Origin of the sequence: Chengkuizengella axinellae (assembly GCF_030730905.1) — a bacterium.
In the GTDB taxonomy this organism is placed as follows: Bacteria; Bacillota; Bacilli; order Paenibacillales; family KCTC-33759; genus Chengkuizengella; species Chengkuizengella axinellae.
In genome coordinates this window covers 64,302-83,643 of the sequence record NZ_JAVAMP010000009.1, presented here as the reverse complement: position 1 = coordinate 83,643, position 19,342 = coordinate 64,302, and the positions used below count along the sequence as shown (strand labels likewise).

General features: G+C 35.7%; 23 protein-coding genes. 20 read left to right on the top strand and 3 right to left on the bottom strand.

Translation table 11 applies throughout. The annotated features are described in order from the left end of the window. Window positions 1-400: 400 nt before the first annotated feature. From Q5Y73_RS16470 to Q5Y73_RS16375, 20 genes are all read left to right on the top strand, one after another. The gene (locus Q5Y73_RS16470; protein ID WP_305993015.1) at window positions 401-868 is read left to right on the top strand and encodes a hypothetical protein; all 468 of its coding nucleotides are present in this window, start codon (window positions 401-403) and stop codon (window positions 866-868) included. Between the two features lies 1 nt (window position 869). Next, entirely contained in the window at window positions 870-1,898 is a 1,029-nt protein-coding gene (locus Q5Y73_RS16465; RefSeq protein ID WP_305993014.1) for a phage tail sheath subtilisin-like domain-containing protein, read from the top strand. A 32-nt stretch (window positions 1,899-1,930) separates the two neighbouring features. Further along, on the top strand, window positions 1,931-2,368 hold the full coding sequence (locus Q5Y73_RS16460) for a phage tail tube protein (protein ID WP_305993013.1): 438 nt from the start codon (window positions 1,931-1,933) through the stop codon (window positions 2,366-2,368). A gap of 141 nt (window positions 2,369-2,509) precedes the next feature. After that, window positions 2,510-2,908, top strand: coding sequence for a phage tail assembly chaperone (locus tag Q5Y73_RS16455; RefSeq protein ID WP_305993012.1), 399 nt, complete (start codon window positions 2,510-2,512; stop codon window positions 2,906-2,908). 185 nt (window positions 2,909-3,093) lie between these two features. Beyond that, the gene (locus Q5Y73_RS16450; protein ID WP_305993011.1) at window positions 3,094-5,358 is read left to right on the top strand and encodes a hypothetical protein; all 2,265 of its coding nucleotides are present in this window, start codon (window positions 3,094-3,096) and stop codon (window positions 5,356-5,358) included. A gap of 12 nt (window positions 5,359-5,370) precedes the next feature. Then, complete coding sequence (locus Q5Y73_RS16445; RefSeq protein ID WP_305993010.1) at window positions 5,371-6,018, top strand: LysM peptidoglycan-binding domain-containing protein; 648 nt, start codon at window positions 5,371-5,373, stop codon at window positions 6,016-6,018. Then, window positions 6,015-6,977: an XkdQ/YqbQ family protein gene (locus Q5Y73_RS16440; RefSeq protein ID WP_305993009.1), complete on the top strand. Its 963-nt coding sequence runs from the start codon at window positions 6,015-6,017 to the stop codon at window positions 6,975-6,977. Before Q5Y73_RS16445 ends, Q5Y73_RS16440 begins: the two co-directional genes overlap by 4 nt. Before the next feature lie 21 nt (window positions 6,978-6,998). Then, a complete protein-coding gene (locus tag Q5Y73_RS16435) occupies window positions 6,999-7,424 on the top strand; it encodes a DUF2634 domain-containing protein (protein WP_305993008.1) in 426 nt (141 codons plus the stop codon). After that, entirely contained in the window at window positions 7,424-8,506 is a 1,083-nt protein-coding gene (locus tag Q5Y73_RS16430; protein ID WP_305993007.1) for a baseplate J/gp47 family protein, read from the top strand. The genes Q5Y73_RS16435 and Q5Y73_RS16430 overlap by 1 nt, the downstream gene beginning before the upstream one ends. Next, window positions 8,496-9,065 carry a YmfQ family protein gene (locus Q5Y73_RS16425; RefSeq protein ID WP_305993006.1) on the top strand — a complete coding sequence of 190 codons (570 nt, stop codon included), beginning with the start codon at window positions 8,496-8,498 and terminating at the stop codon, window positions 9,063-9,065. The genes Q5Y73_RS16430 and Q5Y73_RS16425 overlap by 11 nt, the downstream gene beginning before the upstream one ends. Continuing rightward, a complete protein-coding gene (locus Q5Y73_RS16420) occupies window positions 9,035-9,511 on the top strand; it encodes a DUF2577 domain-containing protein (RefSeq protein ID WP_305993005.1) in 477 nt (158 codons plus the stop codon). Before Q5Y73_RS16425 ends, Q5Y73_RS16420 begins: the two co-directional genes overlap by 31 nt. Before the next feature lie 29 nt (window positions 9,512-9,540). After that, complete coding sequence (locus tag Q5Y73_RS16415; protein WP_305993004.1) at window positions 9,541-11,475, top strand: hypothetical protein; 1,935 nt, start codon at window positions 9,541-9,543, stop codon at window positions 11,473-11,475. Window positions 11,476-11,539: 64 nt separating this feature from the next. Then, window positions 11,540-11,740, top strand: coding sequence for a BhlA/UviB family holin-like peptide (locus tag Q5Y73_RS16410; protein WP_371320225.1), 201 nt, complete (start codon window positions 11,540-11,542; stop codon window positions 11,738-11,740). A gap of 11 nt (window positions 11,741-11,751) precedes the next feature. After that, entirely contained in the window at window positions 11,752-12,507 is a 756-nt protein-coding gene (locus tag Q5Y73_RS16405; protein ID WP_305993003.1) for an N-acetylmuramoyl-L-alanine amidase, read from the top strand. Between the two features lie 454 nt (window positions 12,508-12,961). Then, window positions 12,962-13,405, top strand: a complete 444-nt coding sequence (locus tag Q5Y73_RS16400) for a sigma factor-like helix-turn-helix DNA-binding protein (protein WP_305993002.1) — start codon at window positions 12,962-12,964, stop codon at window positions 13,403-13,405. Next, window positions 13,386-13,883 carry a hypothetical protein gene (locus Q5Y73_RS16395; RefSeq protein ID WP_305993001.1) on the top strand — a complete coding sequence of 166 codons (498 nt, stop codon included), beginning with the start codon at window positions 13,386-13,388 and terminating at the stop codon, window positions 13,881-13,883. Before Q5Y73_RS16400 ends, Q5Y73_RS16395 begins: the two co-directional genes overlap by 20 nt. 379 nt (window positions 13,884-14,262) lie before the next feature. Further along, complete coding sequence (locus Q5Y73_RS16390) at window positions 14,263-15,204, top strand: patatin-like phospholipase family protein (protein ID WP_305993000.1); 942 nt, start codon at window positions 14,263-14,265, stop codon at window positions 15,202-15,204. Window positions 15,205-15,623: 419 nt separating this feature from the next. Continuing rightward, entirely contained in the window at window positions 15,624-15,938 is a 315-nt protein-coding gene (locus Q5Y73_RS16385; protein ID WP_305992999.1) for a serine hydrolase domain-containing protein, read from the top strand. A gap of 54 nt (window positions 15,939-15,992) precedes the next feature. After that, window positions 15,993-16,430, top strand: coding sequence for a GNAT family N-acetyltransferase (locus Q5Y73_RS16380; RefSeq protein WP_305992998.1), 438 nt, complete (start codon window positions 15,993-15,995; stop codon window positions 16,428-16,430). Between the two features lie 36 nt (window positions 16,431-16,466). Continuing rightward, entirely contained in the window at window positions 16,467-16,991 is a 525-nt protein-coding gene (locus Q5Y73_RS16375; protein WP_305992997.1) for a 2'-5' RNA ligase family protein, read from the top strand. Between the two features lie 96 nt (window positions 16,992-17,087). On the opposite strand, the gene Q5Y73_RS16370 is transcribed toward Q5Y73_RS16375, so the two are convergent. From Q5Y73_RS16370 to Q5Y73_RS16360, 3 genes are all read right to left on the bottom strand, one after another. Continuing rightward, the gene (locus Q5Y73_RS16370; RefSeq protein WP_305992996.1) at window positions 17,088-17,654 is read right to left on the bottom strand and encodes a DNA-3-methyladenine glycosylase I; all 567 of its coding nucleotides are present in this window, start codon (window positions 17,652-17,654) and stop codon (window positions 17,088-17,090) included. Window positions 17,655-17,802: 148 nt separating this feature from the next. Continuing rightward, a complete protein-coding gene (locus Q5Y73_RS16365) occupies window positions 17,803-18,114 on the bottom strand; it encodes a hypothetical protein (RefSeq protein ID WP_305992995.1) in 312 nt (103 codons plus the stop codon). A gap of 25 nt (window positions 18,115-18,139) precedes the next feature. After that, on the bottom strand, window positions 18,140-19,126 hold the full coding sequence (locus Q5Y73_RS16360) for a DUF1385 domain-containing protein (protein WP_305992994.1): 987 nt from the start codon (window positions 19,124-19,126) through the stop codon (window positions 18,140-18,142). Window positions 19,127-19,342 lie beyond the last annotated feature (216 nt).

Sequence of the window (19,342 nt, the reverse complement as noted above, 5' to 3'; positions counted from 1 at the left end):
GATTTTTTTGTTCGCCATCTCTAAAATATTATTAATAATAGGGGTATATTTTTCCTCGTTTCAAACTCTCTCTTTATGCCAAAGTAATTACATCTAAGATTCATGATTTACAAGAATTTAGGTTCCAAAGACTATATTTAGCTTCATAGATTTCAGTAGAAGCAATTTTACTTAAAACAAGTACTTCAAGTAATACTGCTTCGTGAAATGATGAATGCAAAGTATATGATAGGGTCTTTTTTTGTTGAATTTGAATCAATGGAGGTGGATGCATGAGGATGAAGTAACCGAAAAAAATACCATTGGAAACAAACAGGAATAGGAGCAAGAAAATGATCTTAGATAGTATAACTAGGCATAAAGAGTTAGGGTAAGATTGTTGCCCATAGGGGATGAAGATGTGGTTATAACTGAATATTTTGAAACCATTGAGAATTTTTTACTGACATTCTCTCTTACTAGAAAGGTGGAGAAGCATAAATTTGCTGAAGAAGTACCCCCAGAGACATTGATTATTCGTCACAAAGAGGATTCAAGAAAGGTTCAAACCCCTTATCAGTATGTAAAGCAATGTCAATTTGAACTAGAGTATGTTGATTCATCAGCCAAGAAAGTTCTAGAACAAATAGATCGACTAAGCAATGTATTATACGAAAAAAGATATCTTTCAAATGCTGCTAGTTTGGAAGAACAGAAGTTTATACATGTGGACTCTTTTACATTCACTGGTCCTTCACGTGTAGGAGATTATGTATCATGCAGTGGATTACTCACTGTATCAGAGACGATATCATTACCAGAAGAAACTGTTGAGAAGATGAGAAACATCCACACTACGTATAGACAATTAAATGAAGGAGGAATGTAAGATGTCAGGTGGAACATGGAATCCAATTTCTTTACCAAATCAACCAGGATTATATTTAAATTTTGTAGAATCAGCCGTGGCACAAATTCAAGGGGGGAGTCGTGGAACGGTTGCGATCCCTTTATTAAGTTATAGCGGATCAGCAGAAGCAGGAAAGGTCTATTCTATAGAAAAAGAAAGTGAAGCAATCCAATTATTCGATACAGAAGGTGTGCAGTCTATTCAGTTAGCTCTGCAAGGTGGTGCAAAAGAGGTACTCGTTTACACAATGCCAGAGTCACCGCAAGAAGCAGATTATGCTACGATGCGTGATGTTCTAGATACTTACCCTTTTAATGTATTTGTATTTGATGGCGAGGCTGATGCAACACAACAAACAAATATTCAAACATGGGTGGAAAACAATAGAGGAGATGGAAAACACTTCTTGGCAGTATTAGGACGCAACGATGATTCTGATGCTCCTGTAACTAGACAGTACGGAGATGACTATATTATCCACCTTATTAACGGAGTTAGCAAAGAAGAAAAAGAATTCACATCTGCTCAATTTGCACCATATATTGCGGGTCACATTGCAGGCACAGCAATAAATAAATCTATTACTTATTCACAAGTATTCGTGGATGATGTGAATGTTCGTTATAAAAATTCAGATGTAAAAACAGCGCTAGATAATGGTGGACTCGTGCTTGTTCACGATGGGGACAAAGTGAAAATTGAACAGGGAATTACTTCATCAGGAATTAAGATTAGAGCTATCGGTGCTAGACAAGCAGTAGCAACAGATATTGCAAAGACAGCGGCAGACTCATACATTGGTAAATTAGACAACAATGAAGATGGTCAGAAAGCACTTATATCAGCAATTAAGGCGTATTTAGAAACATTAGAAAATGCGAATGTATTAACGGATATATTCGTAGAGCTAGACCCAGATCGTGCTTCTGTTGGAGATTCAGTATTCTTACGCATTAGTTATAGAGAACTGGATTCAATGGAACGTATTTTCCTAAATATCAATATTTAAAATAACGAAGAAGAAAGTGAAGGTGAGTATAAATGGCATTAAATGCAACTCGTACGATTAATGGAACTTTTGGAGAAGTATGGCATGATGGTGAATGGTTAACTAATATAAAAAATGCTGAAGCAACAGTAGAATTGAACAAGGAAGAAATTCAACGTGCAGGGACACGTTGGGTTGCCCACAAGGTTACAGGATTAAGTGGCAGTGGTAGCATGACTGGGTACAAAATAACAACAGAGTTAATTGAAAACATTGGGAAAATTGCTGATGATCGCAACGGTGTGTTTATAACTGAACTCATTTTAGCATTAAAAGATCCAGAATCTTTCGGAGCATATCGTGTACGTCTGAAAGGTGTGCAGTTTGACAATATTCCATTGATTAACTATGAAGTGGGCGCAATTGTGGAAGAAGAACTTCCATTCACATTCACAGGATACGAACTGTTAGATACGGTTAGTGAAACATAATGTATTTGATCAAACAAAAGGCGAGTTTTCCCTGGACTCGTCTTTTTCTTTGTATAGGAAAGTATAACTTCTCAATGTATTAATCTATTAAATCTATTATAGCTAGCAATAAAAGTATATAACCGAAAGGATGAAACATGGATGAAGAGTAAAAAGAACGAAGACGATGTGTTACGTATTTTATTAGATGCTGATTTAAGACCTGAGAAAGAGATATTTATGAAACGCTTTAATCTCCATTTTCATATCCAAGCATTAGATGGAAAAACAATCAATAAAATACGTGAGCAAGCGAGTTACCCAGTCAAAGGTGGGGAGAAGCAAGTTGATGATGAAAAGTTTGGTGCATTAGTTATTGAAAAAGCTTGTTTGATCCCAAATTGGACAGATAGTCAGTTATTAGAAGCTTTTGGTCCAACACCGATAGATGTAATTCAGAAAAGACTGTTAGCGGGAGAAATTTCAAAACTATCGAACGAAATACTAGCATTATCTGGTTTTACCGATGAGGATGAAAGCTTAGATGAAATAAAAAACTAATTAAATCAGGTGGTGCTCCGTATTTATTTCATATCATTTTCCAGCGTCATGGACTGCCGCCTGATGAACTTTATGCTAAACCCATAGGAGCACAAAAATTTATGTTTGCTTCCATGCTTTTGCAGTTAGAAGAAGAAGAGAAAGAACAGAAACGGTTGATGCGTTTAAGGAAAGGAGGGTAAGATTTGGCAAGTACAGAAGAATTGAATCTATCAACTAATTACTATGAAAAATTAGTACAACCAGTAGACCAAGTGTATAAAAAAGTAATAAACATGTTTGCACAAACAAATCAATGGATAAATAGGTCTACTGAAGTTGTGGGTCGTTTGAAAGTGCAGTCTCAAGCATTAAATACGAATGCTGAAAAAGTAACAACTACCATTAATGATATTCAAAGTATGGATGATTTGGCACAAAACACTTGGCAAGATACTGTGAATTTTGGAAGTACCATGCAAAAATCGCTTAAAGATGCCCAAAACCTTGGAACCAGCATGATAAAGTCATGGCAGGAGGCAGAGAGTTTTGGTCAGCAAGTAAAAGATATTTGGTCCAATTCACGGAGTATAGAAGATAAGGGAATAAAGACATGGAGTGAAGCTCCTTCAATGGACGATGTGAATTATTCTACATGGGATCAAACAAACCGTTTTGTAGACACTTTTGAGGATTCTTTGAAGAAAGTAGAAACATATGCGGATAAAGGAAAGGGGATATGGGGTCAATTTAAAGAAAATTCGGGTTCTTTTATAGGAATGTGGAGCAAGCCCGAAGGTGATTCTTCTAACAATGCAGCGGCGGTATTTGACAAGCTAGAAGAGAAATTGACACCAATGTTTCTGAAAACGCTCACCTTTGTCAACAACTCACTTCAAACTGTACAAAAAACGAAATCAATGCTTTCAAAGGTTGGAGAATTTGGGAAAACTGCAAAGAACACATGGAAAGAAGGGTTAGAAGTAAGCAAAGCACTTCAAGGGACGTTTCAAAAGGCCAATAATATAGGCAAGACAATGATGTCAACATGGAAAGAAGCAGGTCAATTCGGAAACAGAGTTCAAGGGATCTGGTCTAGCTCATCAAATGTAGGAGATAAGATCATCGCAACCTGGCAAGAGGCTTCTGCATTTGGTTCCATTGTAAAGGAAACTTGGAATCAAGCATCATCATTTGCTAAAACGTTAAAAACCTCTTTTGACAGTGTTCAAAAATTTGCGAAAACAGCGAAAGGAACATGGGATCAAGCAAGAAAACTTCCCCAACAATTATCAAAAACTTGGAAGAATCATGCAGACTCAGCTTCGGAACCATCTACAACCATTAATAAGAAAAAGCAGAATGCCAAAGACTCATCTAACAAAATGAAAAAGGCTTCTCAATCAGTAACTACAAAAAACAAAAAAAAGATGAGGCAACAGGTCAAAGAACCTATAAATAAAAAAATCAGTCAGAAGAAGAAGAGAAAAGGTAGAGGCGCTTCTGCTTTGATAGGAAGTATAGCTGGAGATTTATTATTAGGCGGAGGCAGTAACGAAGCTGCATGTTGTTGTGGCGGAATGTCGTCTTCAATCCTTGGAATAACAGCCAACTTGGATAAAGAGAGAAAAAAGCAAGATGTAAAGGATTCATCCAAAAAAATGAAAAAAGCCTCTAAACCAGTGACATCTAATTCGCTAACTAAGTCGTCCAATAAAGTAGCCAAGGTGGCTGTAAATCATGCTTCCCATTTAGTTAAAGGAGCTAAATCCATGGCTAAGGGAGCGTCAAAACGTATACCGATAATTGGTACTCTGATAAGTGCTGCCGACATTGCTAGTGCAGATAATAAGAAGAGAGCCATCGGTGAAACAGCAGGTGGTGTTATTGGAGCTTCTCTTGGTGGGGCGATAGGTTCAGTTATCCCAGTTGTTGGTACTGCAATCGGAGCAACAGTTGGAGGTGCCCTCGGTTCTTGGGCTGGCGGCAAACTAGCTACAATGGATATGGACAAGGTGAAAGAAAGCTTCAATTCTATAAAAAATACAGCAGTACATCAATTAGATAAGATGACGTCGTTTGGACGTTCTGTCATGGATAGAGCAAAAACATTAGGTTCCACAATTTTGAATAGTACAAAAACAATCGGTTCATCACTCTTACAAGAAGCTAAAGAGCTGAGTTATACAGCAATGAAAAAGACACTTGATCTCTTTGATTTCAATTGGGATATAAAAAGAATTGAAAATATTAGAGTTCCCAGCTCATATATTCCGTACCAATCTAATGTTACAAATATGAACTCAAATCAATCAGTTGATCGTAGTGAATTTGGGATGCAAAAGAGTAATCATACGTTTAACATAACGGTAAATTATTCAGGGAAAAATGCTGAAATTGAACAAGACGTAGATAGGATAGTGGATACAATGGTTCGTAAACTTCGCATAGCAAGCATGTCATTTGTATAGGAGGTGATGCTTGTGCAATTCTGGTTAACCTTTAATAACGGAGCAGAAAAAATTCAATTACCTGTAAATCCACAACGAATTGATGTAACTAGTGGTCATCAATTTTCTGATATTCAAGTCTCTCAATTAGGTGAATATACAATCATAGGTGATAAACAGCTTAGAGAGTTTCAAGTTTCATCCTTTTTTCCAAGAGATTATCATACGTTGTATTGTGAATATGAGGCACTGCCAGATCCGTGGCAAACCGTAAAAAAAATTCGATCATGGCAGCATTCAGGAGAACCATTGCGGTTCATTGTTACTGAAGGGATTGGAAAAATAGACAAGATCAACGTATTATCAACGATCCGCTCTTTTCAATATGAGGAAAAAGCAGGGAGTCCAGGTGACGTTTATTATAGTATGACTTTAAAAGAGCATCAATTTGTGAATTTCAAAAAAGTGGTAGATGAATCCACATTACAAGAAGCACGCCCTGGTACGATTAAACAAGTAAGTAACTACACTGTGAAGGTAGGAGACACACTGTGGAAGATAGCTCAATCCACACTTGGGGATGGGAGTTTATGGAAAAACATTCACAGTGCCAATATCGATATCATCGGTCCTGATCCAAATCAGATTAAACCGGGTCAAAGATTGGTGATTCCATCATGAAAATTGAAGTACAGTATAACAAAGAAATGTACCTTGATCCACTAGTGACTTCCATTACGTGGTCTGGAGACAGCAAGCAGGCATTTCGCAAATTGGAGCTGCAGTTGTCAAATACAATCAATGGGAAAGAACCAACTGTCATCATAGAGAAAGGTAGACTATTGCGATTTTTAAAAGATGATAAGGAATTGTTTAGAGGGGTGATCTTCTCTTATTCTATCCAGTCTGATGGAAATATGAGTATTACAGCCTATGATGAGAATATTTATTTAACAAAGAATGTCGATACGAAGAAATTTACTAATATGACAGCCTCCTCAATCATCAAACAGCTTTGTAATGACTTTGGTATTTCATTTGGATTTATTGAAGATACAGGATATGTCTTCCCTAAATTAATCATGCGCAATAAAACAATTTGGGATATGATGAATACCGCTATAACAGAAACGAGTAAACAAATCGGCAGACGTTTTATTTTAATCTCAAAAGAAGGGAAGTTACAACTTATTGAACAGAAGCGGAATGTGGTCGAATGGGTCTTACAAAGTGGATATAACATTTTAAACGCATCCTATTCTGAGTCTATTGAAGATTTACGGAATCAGGTCAAAGTAATGAGCGCTGATCATGAGGATCAACCCATTTCAACCATTGTTGAAAATCAATCCTTAATGCAAAATTATGGTTTAATGCAACATATCGAGGAAAGTAATGTGGATCATAACGCTTCACAGAACCAACAATTGGCAAATCAATTGTTAAAAGACTTGAGTAAAGTGAGTGAGGAAGCAGAGATTGAAGCCTTAGGAAATGAAGAAGTAATTGCAGGATCCATTATTCATGTTTCCGAAACTATGACGAACTTATCAGGCAATTATCATGTATCAACTGATACGCATACATTTCAAAACAAGGTACATCGAATGAGATTAAAGATAGATAATATGAATCATTAAATAAAGAGGGTGGTGAATCTTATGGCACTAAGCCCAATAGCTGAACTCATTACTAGAGAAACAGAAGCAGATACAATGACGACCATTAAAACAGTCTATCCTTCTAAGACTTATAAGTTTGATTTTGATACAGGAGAAATAAAAGGAAATATAGATGGAATGGAAGCGATTAAACAATTTGTAAGAAAGGCACTCTCTACTCCTCGATTTCGGTATCTTATATACACTAATCAATACGGGAGTGAATTAGAGGATTTAATTGGTCAAAATATTCCTGATGAGCTGGTAGATGCAGAGGTCCCACGATTGATAGAAGAAGCGATCTCTTATGATGACCGCATTCTTGCTGTAAGTAATTTCAGTATTTCTCGAAAAGGAGATGCACTATACGCCACTTTTGAAGTAGATACGGTAGATGGAACGATAGAACAGGAGGTGAAAGTATAATGGGGTATGAATCAGAAACCAAAGAAGTGATATTAGAACGAATGCTCAGTAGCTCACCAGCAACGATTGATCAACGTGAAGGGTCTATCACCTATGATCTTCTCTCACCAGCTGCGATTGAACTTGCTGAAACTTACATTCAACTAGAATTAACTTTAAAACATGGCTTTGCTGATACTACCTACGGTGAATATTTGGACAAGCGCTGTAGAGAGATGGGGGTAGAAAGGCATTCTGAGTTACAGTCGTCTGGTAAAGTTAGCTTTACTAGTGATTATGAAATTGTGATTCCAAAAGGAGTCCGTGTTTCAACAGCAGTGACTGTAGATAGTGATCCGATTTATTTTGAGACAATAGAAGAAGGGATCATCGGGAATGGAAATTCATCAATTGATATTACTGTAAAAGCTGAAGAAGGTGGAACATTAGGTAATATTGGTGCGAATCAAATAAGCCTTGTATATGGAGAGTTGAGCGGGCTGGTTCAGGTTGTGAACGCTGATTCATTTGATAATGGAGTAGATGAGGAATCCGATGCAGATTTATTGAACCGTTATTTAGTACGTGTACAAAATCCTTCAACAAGTGGGAATGTTAATCATTATTTAGAATGGGCCAAAGAAATTCCAGGAATTTCAGATGCTGTCGTTGTTCCGATTTGGAATGGCAATGGAACTGTAAAGGTGATTCTTCTTTCAACTGAAAAATCAACACCAGATCAAACCATTATTGATCATGTAAGGCAGCACATTGAATCCGTACGCCCGGTAGGGGCAGAAGTAACTGTAGTTGGAGCCCCAGAAGTTGAAATTACGATTGATGCTTCTATTGTATTAGATCAAGGATTTGAGTTGGATCAAGTTAAAGAACAAATTACAGAGTACGTAAGAGAGTACCTTGTTTCTTTGGCTTATCGTGATTCTTTAGTTAGATATTCACAAATTGCCAGTACTATATTAGATATTGATGGAGTTCTAGATTACGTTGGATTCACTATGAATGGAGGTACGTCCAATATCCATGTCTCTATTGAAGAAGGGGAAGTGGCTGTGTTAGGTGAGGTGACAATTAGTGAAGACTGATAGAGATATTGAGCAGCAGATGCTAGATTACTTACCAAAATATTATCAAGAGTCTGTAATAGGGACTAATGTAATTTTGCAGGAAGCTGAAGAAATAAAGGGCTTAAATGAAGAGATTAGTGAGGTTCTTCAACAGTTTTTTATTGAGACAGCAACATGGGGATTACAGCATTGGGAGCGAATATGTGATTTAGTGACAGATGAATCTAAATCATATGAAGAGCGGCGTTCAGTTATCCAATCCAAACTGCGTGGAATTGGAACTGTCACTGCAGCTTTAATTAAAGAAGTAGCTGAATCCTATGGGCATGGGGAAGTTGCCGTAGAAGAAGTCCCTCAAGAATATAGTATTGACATCACATTTATTGGAGAATTGGGTATACCAACGAACTTGGAAGATATTCAACAGGCACTAGCAGAGATCATTCCTGCTCATCTTGGGATTGAATATGTCTTTACCTATATGACTTGGGACGATCTAGACTCATATAGGCTAACTTGGAATGAGTTAGATAGCAAGAATATAACATGGGATCTATTAGAAACCTACAGAGAATAGTGGAGGTGGATCATATCGAACGTTTAGAAGGAAGTTCCTATAGTCAACTCATCCAAATGTTCAGAATATTCGGATTTAATAAAGAGGTTGATATTGAATTAGCAACAATAAAATCTACCGATCCATATAAAATTCAAGTAGATAATATGAAAATTATGCTTGAAGAAGAAGATATGATTATAGCTGAGTCCTTGCTTGAACACAAGAGAACATTACGTATAGAAAGTCAAGATATGACATTAGATTCAAAGGTAACAAATCACGATATAGTAAGCACTAGTCCACATGGACCATGTCAAACTACTTTCACCCAAATAGGATTAGATGCAAAAGTGACTGGTGAATCTGTGGAGGTCACAATTGAATCACCTCTTGAAGTGGGGGATCGAGTCATTATTGCATCGATAAGTAATAATCAAAAATACATTGTACTAGATAAAGTATAAAGTATTGGTACAAAGGAGGAGATCGAGTAATGCCAGAAGTAACACCAAACCTGAGAATCAACAAACCTTTGGGGAATGAAAATGTCTCACGTGAGGCTTTTAACGAGAACTGGGATATTATTGACGAGAATGCAGCCACAAAAGGCGAGCTTGATTCCCATACAAATAATACGACACAGCACCTTACAACGAATGAACGCAGTGCTTGGAATGCAAAAGAAACACCCTTAGGTGCACAGGAGAAAGCAGATTTTGCAGAAGAAAACGCTAAGTCCTACACAGATCAAAAAGTATCTTCCATTCAACTGACTGCTGAAAATATTAGCATAGAAGATGACGAAGGACAGTTCGCTTCTGAGAATGTTGAAGGAGCCTTATCAGAGCTTTTTCAATCTGTCAGTGATGGAAAAACGACGCTTGCTGCCGCTATTACTGACATGGGACAAAGTGTTTTTGGACATTATACCTTTGCGCAATTGGCAGCAGCTATAAGCAATATATCTGATGATGCAACAGCATCAGCTTCACTTGTCCTTACAGGAACAACGTTTTACCAAGGTGGAGAAAAAAGGACCGGAACCATGCCCGACAGAGGTGCGATGACCTATACACCAAGTACATCCAATCAAACTATTCCAGAGGGATATCATAGCGGATCAGGACAAGTGGAGGGAGACACTGATCTTAGAAGTGAGAATATTAAAAAAGGGGTTAGCATTTTCGGAGTAAATGGAGCCTCCGATGTAGTGGATACAGGGGATGCTACAGCAGTTGAGGCGAATCTTCTACTCGGTACAACTGCGTATGTCGATGGATCTAAAATTACAGGAAGCATGCCCACCCGAGGCGCAATGACTTATACCCCAAGCACATCCAATCAAACCATCCCAGAAGGATATCATAGCGGATCAGGATACGTGGTTGGAGACGCTGACCTGAAAAGTGAAAATATTAAAAAAGGGGTTAGCATTTTCGGAGTAAACGGAGCCTCCGATGTAGCGGATACAGGGGATGCTACAGCAGTTGAGGCGAATCTTCTACTCGGTACAACTGCGTATGTCGATGGATCTAAAATTACAGGAAGCATGCCCACCCGAGGCGCAATGACTTATACCCCAAGCACATCCAATCAAACCATCCCAGAAGGATATCATAGCGGATCAGGATACGTGGTTGGAGACGCTGACCTGAAAAGTGGAAATATCAAAAATGGGATCAGTATATTTGGAGTAAATGGAGCCTCTGATATAGTGGATACCGGAGATGCTACAGCAGCAGCATCAAGTATTTTAACAGGGAAAACTGCATATGTAAACGGATCTAAGGTAACAGGAACCATGACAGATCGAGGTAATATAGTAATTACGCCTAGCACATCGAATCAGAGTATTTCATTAGGTTATCATAGTGGCTCAGGTTACGTAGTAGGAGATGCTGATCTTAACGCAGCAAATATTAAAGCAGGTAAAAATATTTTCGGGGTATCTGGATCGTTTACTAGTGATGCCACAGCGATAGCAAGTGATATTGTTAGCGGGAAAACAGCATATGTGAATGGGAACAAAATCACAGGTACTTCGAACAGAAAACAGTGGGCTACTGGAACAGTAAACTTAAATATTGGGTATTCAACAACGGATAATGTGACAATTTCAAATTTACCTTTCACTCCTACTATTCTTAAAATTGTTGGAGGATCAACATTTGTAGGGGGACCTTTAGAAAATAGAGTAGAAGGAGGAGATGCTGTTTATATTTCTAGTAATCTATTTGTGTTGTCACAAGGCAGATATGTCTATGAATATTGGGATGAAAGATGGCAAGAGCCTATTTTTAGGGAAGTGACATTGAATATAACTTCTTTTTATCCTACATCTAATGGTTTTTACTTTGCACATGCAGGAGCAGGCAATTCTGCGTTTTTAAATAATACGGTTTCATTTACTTGGACCGCTATTGAATAGTGTATTCTAGAAGCGATTACTATCTTTATTGCTAACTTTGAAAAATGTAAAGTGAGGTGAGGAAATGGATATGGAAAAGGAATTTATTACATTTTTTATGACACAAGGACCATTTGCGGGACTATTTGTTTGGTTATTATATACAACAAAAAAAGAGGGGAAGGAGCGGGAGAATCGACTCCATGCCCTGCTTAATAAGTTTTCAGAAAAGTATGATTTAATTATAGATAAGATCGATAAACTTGAAAATAAGATGAAGGGTTAGATGGTGAGCTAATGTCAAATAAACCATTTAAAATTGTAATCGATGCGGGACATGGAGCAGAAACACCTGGGAAACGAGCACCTGATGAAAGTTTAAGGGAATTTGAGTTTAACAGAGAGGTTGCAGCCTATGTTCAAGAGAAGTTGCTTCAGTATCAGGGAGTAGAAACGACCTTCACACATGCAGATGACAGGGATGTTCCGTTAATGGAACGAACAATTGCAGCGAACAATTGGTGTGCAGATTTGTTTCTATCCATTCACGCTAATGCTTATCGTGATCATTGGAATGACGCAACTGGAATTGAAACATTTGTATATAAATCTCTTCCAGCAACAAGTGTTGAACTTGCTAATTATGTACAAAATCAGCTGGTACAATTAACAGGGAGAAGAGATCGGGGAGTGAAAGGAGCAAACTTTCATGTATTACGTGAGACGGAGATGACATCTATCCTAGTTGAGTGTGAGTTTATGACGAACAAAGAATCATGTGAGTTGTTAAAGTCTGATGAATATCGACAACTATGTGCTGAAGGAATTGTAAATGGAATTGTAAAGATGTATCGTCTCAAATTAAACAACAAAAGTAAATTCACAGATGTAAGTGAGCAACATTGGAGTTATTCAGAAATTCAAGAAGTTGCTGATTTAGGGATTATGAATGGATTTACGGATGGGGCATTCAAACCGTCTCAAACACTGACTCGATCAGAAATGGCAGTCATTGCCTCCAGAATCATTCACTATATCAATGCTATTAGATAATATGTAATGATTTTTTCAGCTTATAATTTTTGGGAATCCCTTCTTTATTCAAATGATAGATAAGGTTTACAATAATAAATCAATAAAAATTGATTATATCTCAGAAGACCTAAAATGATTACAACAATTAGATTTCAAAAAATTAGTGAATTTTGAAATCAGTAAGAGGTTCATAGATTTCGTGAATGGCGACTATGAACCTTATATTTCCATATAATTCTATATTTTTGTTGACAAAATGATATCAAACACTTAAAATTAGAACATACGTTCCTATTTTTGTGTTGTTTCCTAGTTTCTATTAGAAAATTCTTAGTTAAAGATGCATTTGAAATAAAAATATGTCTCTTAGTATTGCAAATGATTTAGTTTTTGGTGGTAATATATAACAATTTTGATCATTGTCCCAAATAGAGCAAAAATTACTGTGATAGTCTAGGAAGGAAGTGAGAAAATGAAGATGCAATTATTAAAAGTGAAAAAGACGGTCAATAAGAACCAATTTCGTGCGAGTTATGCGTTAAATAGTATAAAAGGGATCAGAAAATTGTTAAAGGACCAATTTATCATTTCTAATCGAAGATATAAAGGAGATACAAAAGCAAGCGACATTTTACTTGATTTAAATATGGCGATTGAACAAGCAAATCTAACAAAAAGACAGGCTGAAACCTTCATATTAGTGTATGGATATAGACAATTACCTCAACAACAAGCGAGTGAAATACTTGGAATTTCACAGAAGCAAGTAAGTACTCATCTTCAAGGTGCTTTAACAAAGATTACTCAAGTATACAAGGACTGGAATTATAATGAAGTAGAAGTCAAGGTTTGTTCAGATCATCATTCATATGATCATGGATGGGAAGGTGATGTCGTTGAAAGTTATACAGGATGAATTTGACCAGATGGTGGATCTGTTAAGAGAATGTATAAAAGAAGGAAAGTGTTTTACATTTAATTCAACAAGTTATGACGTTCAATTGAGAGTAGAACGGATACGATGCATTGAATCCGTGCTTGAGGCACACCAACAAGAACCCTTTACCCCATATTTGTTACAAACATTTGCTGATTTAATCCTATATGAGGAATTAACAGATGCAAATCCTTATAAGGTACAAAGTGAAGATTATCCAATAATGAGTAGTTGGCAGTTTCATTTGCGCCAACAACGTGAATACAATATTATTTTGGCTGAAGAGATGGACGTCAATTATATGAAGTGCAACCCTCCTGTACGTAGGAAACGAACCGCTAAAGAAGAGTGGATTCGCGAGAAAAACGATCAAGAAAGATTGCGAAAAACAAATGTTGTTTACAATCACTTTTCTAATCCAGGCCCAATTAAAATGTACAAATATAAGATGAATTAAAGATTTAATAGAAATATCATTGATTATCTTAATCCAATGTAATTATGATTTAAATCTATATCATTTAATCCAATATTATTTAATAAATAATAGTAATAAGGATACACTTCTTGTTAATATCCAAGAAGTGTAAAATTTTAATCATTTGAGAAATTATCAATCCTTACTACAGTTTCTCCCCTACAAAGTGTCCTATATCGTCCTCCCTTTCATTATATATAAATTTCCAATTATTATTTTAATTCATTCCTCATATCATTCATTCCTTTTTAAATTTTAATATTCCGAGAATATGGTCGTGTATTTAACAGGTCTAAATACATCCCATTACCGCATAAAACATAGATAGGAACATTCCTTTCTTAAGGGGTTGTATGAGATGAAGGTAAATGCTGTTTTTGAAGGCGGTGGTGTCAAAGCCATAGGTTTGGCAGGGGCTGTAAAAGCAGTTGAGGATCAAAATATAGTTTTTAATCAAGTAGCCGGAACCTCATCTGGCGCCATAGTTGCATCTTTAATCGCAGCCGGATATACATCTCAGGAACTGAAGGAGTTAGTTATGTCTACTCCTTTTTCTTCTGTTGTGAAAAAAACTTGGGTGCATCGCGTTATCTATCTAGGTCCTGGAGTCCGTGTGTTTTTTAAAAAGGGATTATACTCCGGTGATCCTTTGGAGGAATGGATTGACCATAAATTGAAGCTTAAGGGAGTTGAAACTTTTGGAGATTTAAATCAAAATCAGCTTCGTATTATTGCTTCTGATATTACAAGAGGGAGAATACTAGTCTTACCTGATGATATACGACAATATGGTATAAACCCCAACCAATTAAGTATTTCTAAAGCTATTCGAATGAGCACAGCGATTCCTTTTTATTTTGATCCGATCAAATTGAAAAAAAACCATGACAAACAAACGTATTATATCGTTGATGGAGGTATATTGAGTAATTACCCTTTATGGTTATTTGATAAAGAAGCAAGAAAAAGAGGGGTTCAATCTAAAATTCCTACACTAGGTTTTAGGTTAATCGGTAAACATACTAATGTCCCTAGAAAAATAATCGGACCGATCAGTATGTTCCAAGCCTTATTTTCTACAATGATGGATGCTCATGATGAGAAATTTATTGAAGATCATAAACGTTTTAATACGATTCAAATTCCAACTTTAGGAGTAAGAACAACAGATTTTAAAATATCTAATGAAGAATGCAATCGACTATTTGAATCTGGCTATCGAGCTGCTGAGAAATATATATCGAATTGGTCTTACTCAGAGTATCTCAAATATTATGAGCAATATTTAGAATATTTTTGATGACTTCAATGCTGTACAGTTAGTCTTTAATAGCTAACTAACGTTCTAGTTAGCTACTAAGATGTCGTAATTTTATATTGTAAAACCTCATCGTTATAAACTCACCTTCAATCTCAAAGACATCCTCCCCTATTAACTGTCTCAAAATATATTCAATATATAAATCATCCAATCTCTCATTAATTCTTCTCTATTAAAATATCATAGGATTGTTTCAATATTAATCTACCGAGTAGATTCGTCTGTGTGGTAATACGTTCACCAGTTTGTTCATAATGCAGGTTATCTTATGGCATATTTGATTATGAAATATCTTCTCTATTTATAAAAAATGGAACATCATCTAAAGTTGATATTAGAAGAATGCTGCTAGAAGTTATCATCTCAAAAGTTAAACATTAAAGAAGGGATGAATTATTATGCCTATAAATAAATTTGATATCAATTCTATCGTAACAAATACAGTAAAGGAAACAAATTTTTCTGGTGTTATTTTAATAGAAGATGCTCTACTAACTCCACACATCTGTGAAGAGAAGGATGAAAATTATGGATATGGGGTGTGGATTCGTAAAAAAAATAATGAAGTTTTTAAGTATCATGTAATGGGATATGATCCAGGTGTATCTTTTCATTCCTCATTTTATCCAAAAAGTGAAGTAAAAATGGTTATAGTTTCAAACAAAGCTTATGGTCCGTACAAACTTACAAAAGTAATCGAAGAAGAAATCTGATAAGATTATTAAGTTGTGGTACTTAAACAAATATAGTGAGACGAGAGTGAAACAATGAATCTAACTTTTAAAAACATTAATCAAAATAATTGGAAAGAATGTATTGCATTAAAAGTACATGAATATCAAGAAAGTTTTGTAGCCAGCAACTGGTACTCCTTATTGGAAGCAAAGTATCAGGGTGATCAAAACCCTCTAGCCATTTATAATGATGAAATGATGATAGGCTTCCTTATGTATGGAGTTGAACCTGAAACACAGCGGTTGGAATTATGTAGATTTATGATTGACAAGAAATTTCAACAAAAAGGTTATGGGAGAGCTTCATTAAATAAACTGTTATCGTTAATAAAAGAGAAGTATGGAGATATAGATTTCTATACAAGTGCAGAGCCTGATAATATTAACACTATAAAATTATACGAAGATGTTGGTTTTATAAAAACAGGAGAAGTCATGTGGGGTGAAATAGTATTAAAAATTAAACTATAATTAACATATAGAGAAAATTGAAATGAGGATTATAGAGTGAAATATTTCATAGGAATCGTACCACCAGAAAATATCAAAAATGAGCTTATACATTTTCAAGAACAATGGGGAAGTAAGATGAATATAGAACCTCATATCACCGTAAAAGCACAAGGTGGTTTAACTTCAGATGGAAATTGGCTGCATGACATAAAAAGAGTTTGTGGAGACTTCCCATCCTTTGATTTAACTTTAAGAGAACCAGCTTTATTTGGTCAGAGTGTTTTATATCTAAGGGTAGATTCTAATAAAGTACACAAACTCCATAAAAGTTTAGTAAAGGCTATCTCACCATCTGAAGAAATGATTATTCAGTACTTTGAATTAGAGGCTTATATTCCACACTTAACTATTGGACTAACCGAGTGGGGGTTGAGTGAAAAAGAATTATCGAACATGAAACATAAGGCAGTTGAACAAATAAAACTAGATCAAACCTTTGCAGTGACCTATGTTAGGATATATAAACAGGATGATTCAAATACATATGATAAGTTAATTGATATTCCCCTTCTGAAGTAGGTATTTCCAAACCATTCTCACGTTCTACATGCTGTATGACTCCCTCATCTTCAAGGGGGAGTTAAAAACTCTCCCTCTGAAAGCAAGAATTCTTTATTAAGATGAAGACTTATAACTCACGCAGTCTAATACATGATCATTAACCATTCCAACAGCTTGCATGAAGGCATAACAAATCGTCGATCCGGCAAATTTAAAGCCACGTTTTTTCAAATCTTTGCTAAGAGCATCACTTTCCGGTGTTGAACTAGGAACTTCTTCAATAGAATGAAAATTGTTCTGAATGGGTTTCCCTTCTACAAAAGACCAAATATAATCGGAAAATGAACCAAATTCTTCTACCACTTTAAGGAAACTTTGTGCATTTGTAACGACAGAGCGTATTTTTAAACGGTTACGAACAATTCCCTCATTATTTAATAAACTTTGAATTTTATTTTCATTATATTTTGCAATTATTTCTGGATTAAACCCATCAAATGCCTTTCGATAATTTTCTCTTTTTTTTAGTATGGTATACCAGCTTAGTCCAGCCTGTGCTCCTTCTAAAGTTAAATATTCAAATAATAAACGGTCATCATATATCGGAATCCCCCATTCATAATCATGATAATGAATATATAAAGGATCGCCATTTACCCAATCACATCGTTTAACAGTCATGTCTTCGCCCCTTTCAATTTCATTCTATAATTATTTCTGACTTTCAATTAAAACTATATTTTCAAAATTGCTGCCATCGTAATGATCATAGTATCCAAATGCAATAAAAAAGGAATGATCAATGATGCGATCATTCCCCGCTTGCCACTCAATGAAAAGGATAAGATTCTTCCTCGTCATCTTTATCATCTTTGTCATTTTTGCTCTTGTTGCCATCAATCACTTTAAATTTATGTTTTCTTCTTTTTTTACGCTGCTGTTTTTTCTGAATTTTAGCCACGTTTTTGTAATTATGATTGTTGCGATATCGTCTTGGAGGAAATTTATATAAGTAAAATACGAGTCCAAAAACTAAGAGTGGAATAATAAAACTCTTAGGGTTTGTAAATGCAGAACCCAAAAACCCAATAACAATAAGTCCCAAAATCACATAAAATACGATTCTTTGACGCGAATTCATAAAAAACGCCTCCGCTCATGCAACTTTATACAATCATTCTGTTTTCAGAATTTCCATTTTTTTGATCAAGCTCTAACATATGTTTAAAAGATGCGATAGATACTTCAACTTGATCATCTGTAGGCTGTTTTGTAGTTAACTTTTGTAGCATAAGTCCAGGATAACCTAAATATCTCAATACTGGGATTTCACGTAATGAATTAGTGAAACGTAAAACTTCGTATGATACACCAATTACAACAGGCAACAACACTAGACGCTGGATAATCCGTCCCCATAAATCATTATATGGCCAATAGGAGTCGTAAGGGACCAATAAAGCAAAAATAGAATAGATGATAACCCCTAAGATGACAGTAAAGACCATAAAGCTGCTTCCACAACGATAATGTAAAGTACTATATTTTTGAACATTTTCTACAGTTAATTCTTCATTATTTTCATATGCACTAATGACTTTATGTTCTGCACCATGATACTGAAACAATCTTCTGATGATTGGAGTGAAGGAAATAACATAGATATAACCCACTAGCAGCATCATTTTTATTATTCCTTCTATAAAAGTGTGAAGGACTTGATTGTCTGGAGCGAACCTTCCGAATAAACCAGCCTCGATAAAAACAGGAAGTAATGTAAAAACAAATTTTCCGAAAAGAAAGGACAATACACCAACGACAGCTACGCCAAGAATCATGGTTAAAGAATTAGAAAGTCCTTTTTTCTCTTCTTTTTTTACCTCTTCTCCTTCTTCCTCAGCAAACACTTCAGCGGAAAAATTAAGATGAGATGCTCCTTTAGCACTTGCTTCTACAATCCCTACCATTCCCCGTAATAAGGGAATCTTTTTCAACGTTTGTACCCATTTTTTATCTCGTTTTGGAACTGAGAAAAAATCAATTTCGTTATTGCTTTGTCTGCGAACAGCTGTTACATTTACGGTTTTTCCAGCGAACATAACACCTTCAATAACCGCCTGTCCTCCATAAATACCGCGATTTTCTTGTGACAAAGAAGTCACCCTTCCTATTTAAATAATATAAGAACAATCTTCTAGATGTTGAAAACTGATCTTTTTGAATTGAAACAAAGATAACAAAGTAGGTAATACTCCTATTGTAGCGAATTATGAAATATATTTCTACCGTTCATTTGTTAAAAAAACTAAATAATGATAATTAATGATGGGAATAATTGAATCGAAGACTTTGTTAATGAAAGGAATCGT

Excerpts from the sequence above, each read along its gene's own strand:
- Q5Y73_RS16460 (WP_305993013.1), top strand. The coding sequence starts at position 1,931 with ATGGCATTAAATGCAACTCGTACGATTAATGGAACTTTTGGAGAAGTA.
- Q5Y73_RS16365 (WP_305992995.1), bottom strand. The coding sequence starts at position 18,114 with ATGAATTCGCGTCAAAGAATCGTATTTTATGTGATTTTGGGACTTATT.
- Q5Y73_RS16415 (WP_305993004.1), top strand. The coding sequence starts at position 9,541 with ATGCCAGAAGTAACACCAAACCTGAGAATCAACAAACCTTTGGGGAAT.
- Q5Y73_RS16455 (WP_305993012.1), top strand. The coding sequence starts at position 2,510 with ATGAAGAGTAAAAAGAACGAAGACGATGTGTTACGTATTTTATTAGAT.
- Q5Y73_RS16405 (WP_305993003.1), top strand. The coding sequence starts at position 11,752 with ATGTCAAATAAACCATTTAAAATTGTAATCGATGCGGGACATGGAGCA.
- Q5Y73_RS16430 (WP_305993007.1), top strand. The coding sequence starts at position 7,424 with ATGGGGTATGAATCAGAAACCAAAGAAGTGATATTAGAACGAATGCTC.
- Q5Y73_RS16420 (WP_305993005.1), top strand. The coding sequence starts at position 9,035 with ATGGGATCTATTAGAAACCTACAGAGAATAGTGGAGGTGGATCATATC.
- Q5Y73_RS16465 (WP_305993014.1), top strand. The coding sequence starts at position 870 with ATGTCAGGTGGAACATGGAATCCAATTTCTTTACCAAATCAACCAGGA.
- Q5Y73_RS16410 (WP_371320225.1), top strand. The coding sequence starts at position 11,540 with ATGGATATGGAAAAGGAATTTATTACATTTTTTATGACACAAGGACCA.
- Q5Y73_RS16440 (WP_305993009.1), top strand. The coding sequence starts at position 6,015 with ATGAAAATTGAAGTACAGTATAACAAAGAAATGTACCTTGATCCACTA.
- Q5Y73_RS16380 (WP_305992998.1), top strand. The coding sequence starts at position 15,993 with ATGAATCTAACTTTTAAAAACATTAATCAAAATAATTGGAAAGAATGT.
- Q5Y73_RS16400 (WP_305993002.1), top strand. The coding sequence starts at position 12,962 with ATGAAGATGCAATTATTAAAAGTGAAAAAGACGGTCAATAAGAACCAA.
- Q5Y73_RS16435 (WP_305993008.1), top strand. The coding sequence starts at position 6,999 with ATGGCACTAAGCCCAATAGCTGAACTCATTACTAGAGAAACAGAAGCA.
- Q5Y73_RS16385 (WP_305992999.1), top strand. The coding sequence starts at position 15,624 with ATGCCTATAAATAAATTTGATATCAATTCTATCGTAACAAATACAGTA.
- Q5Y73_RS16370 (WP_305992996.1), bottom strand. The coding sequence starts at position 17,654 with ATGACTGTTAAACGATGTGATTGGGTAAATGGCGATCCTTTATATATT.
- Q5Y73_RS16390 (WP_305993000.1), top strand. The coding sequence starts at position 14,263 with ATGAAGGTAAATGCTGTTTTTGAAGGCGGTGGTGTCAAAGCCATAGGT.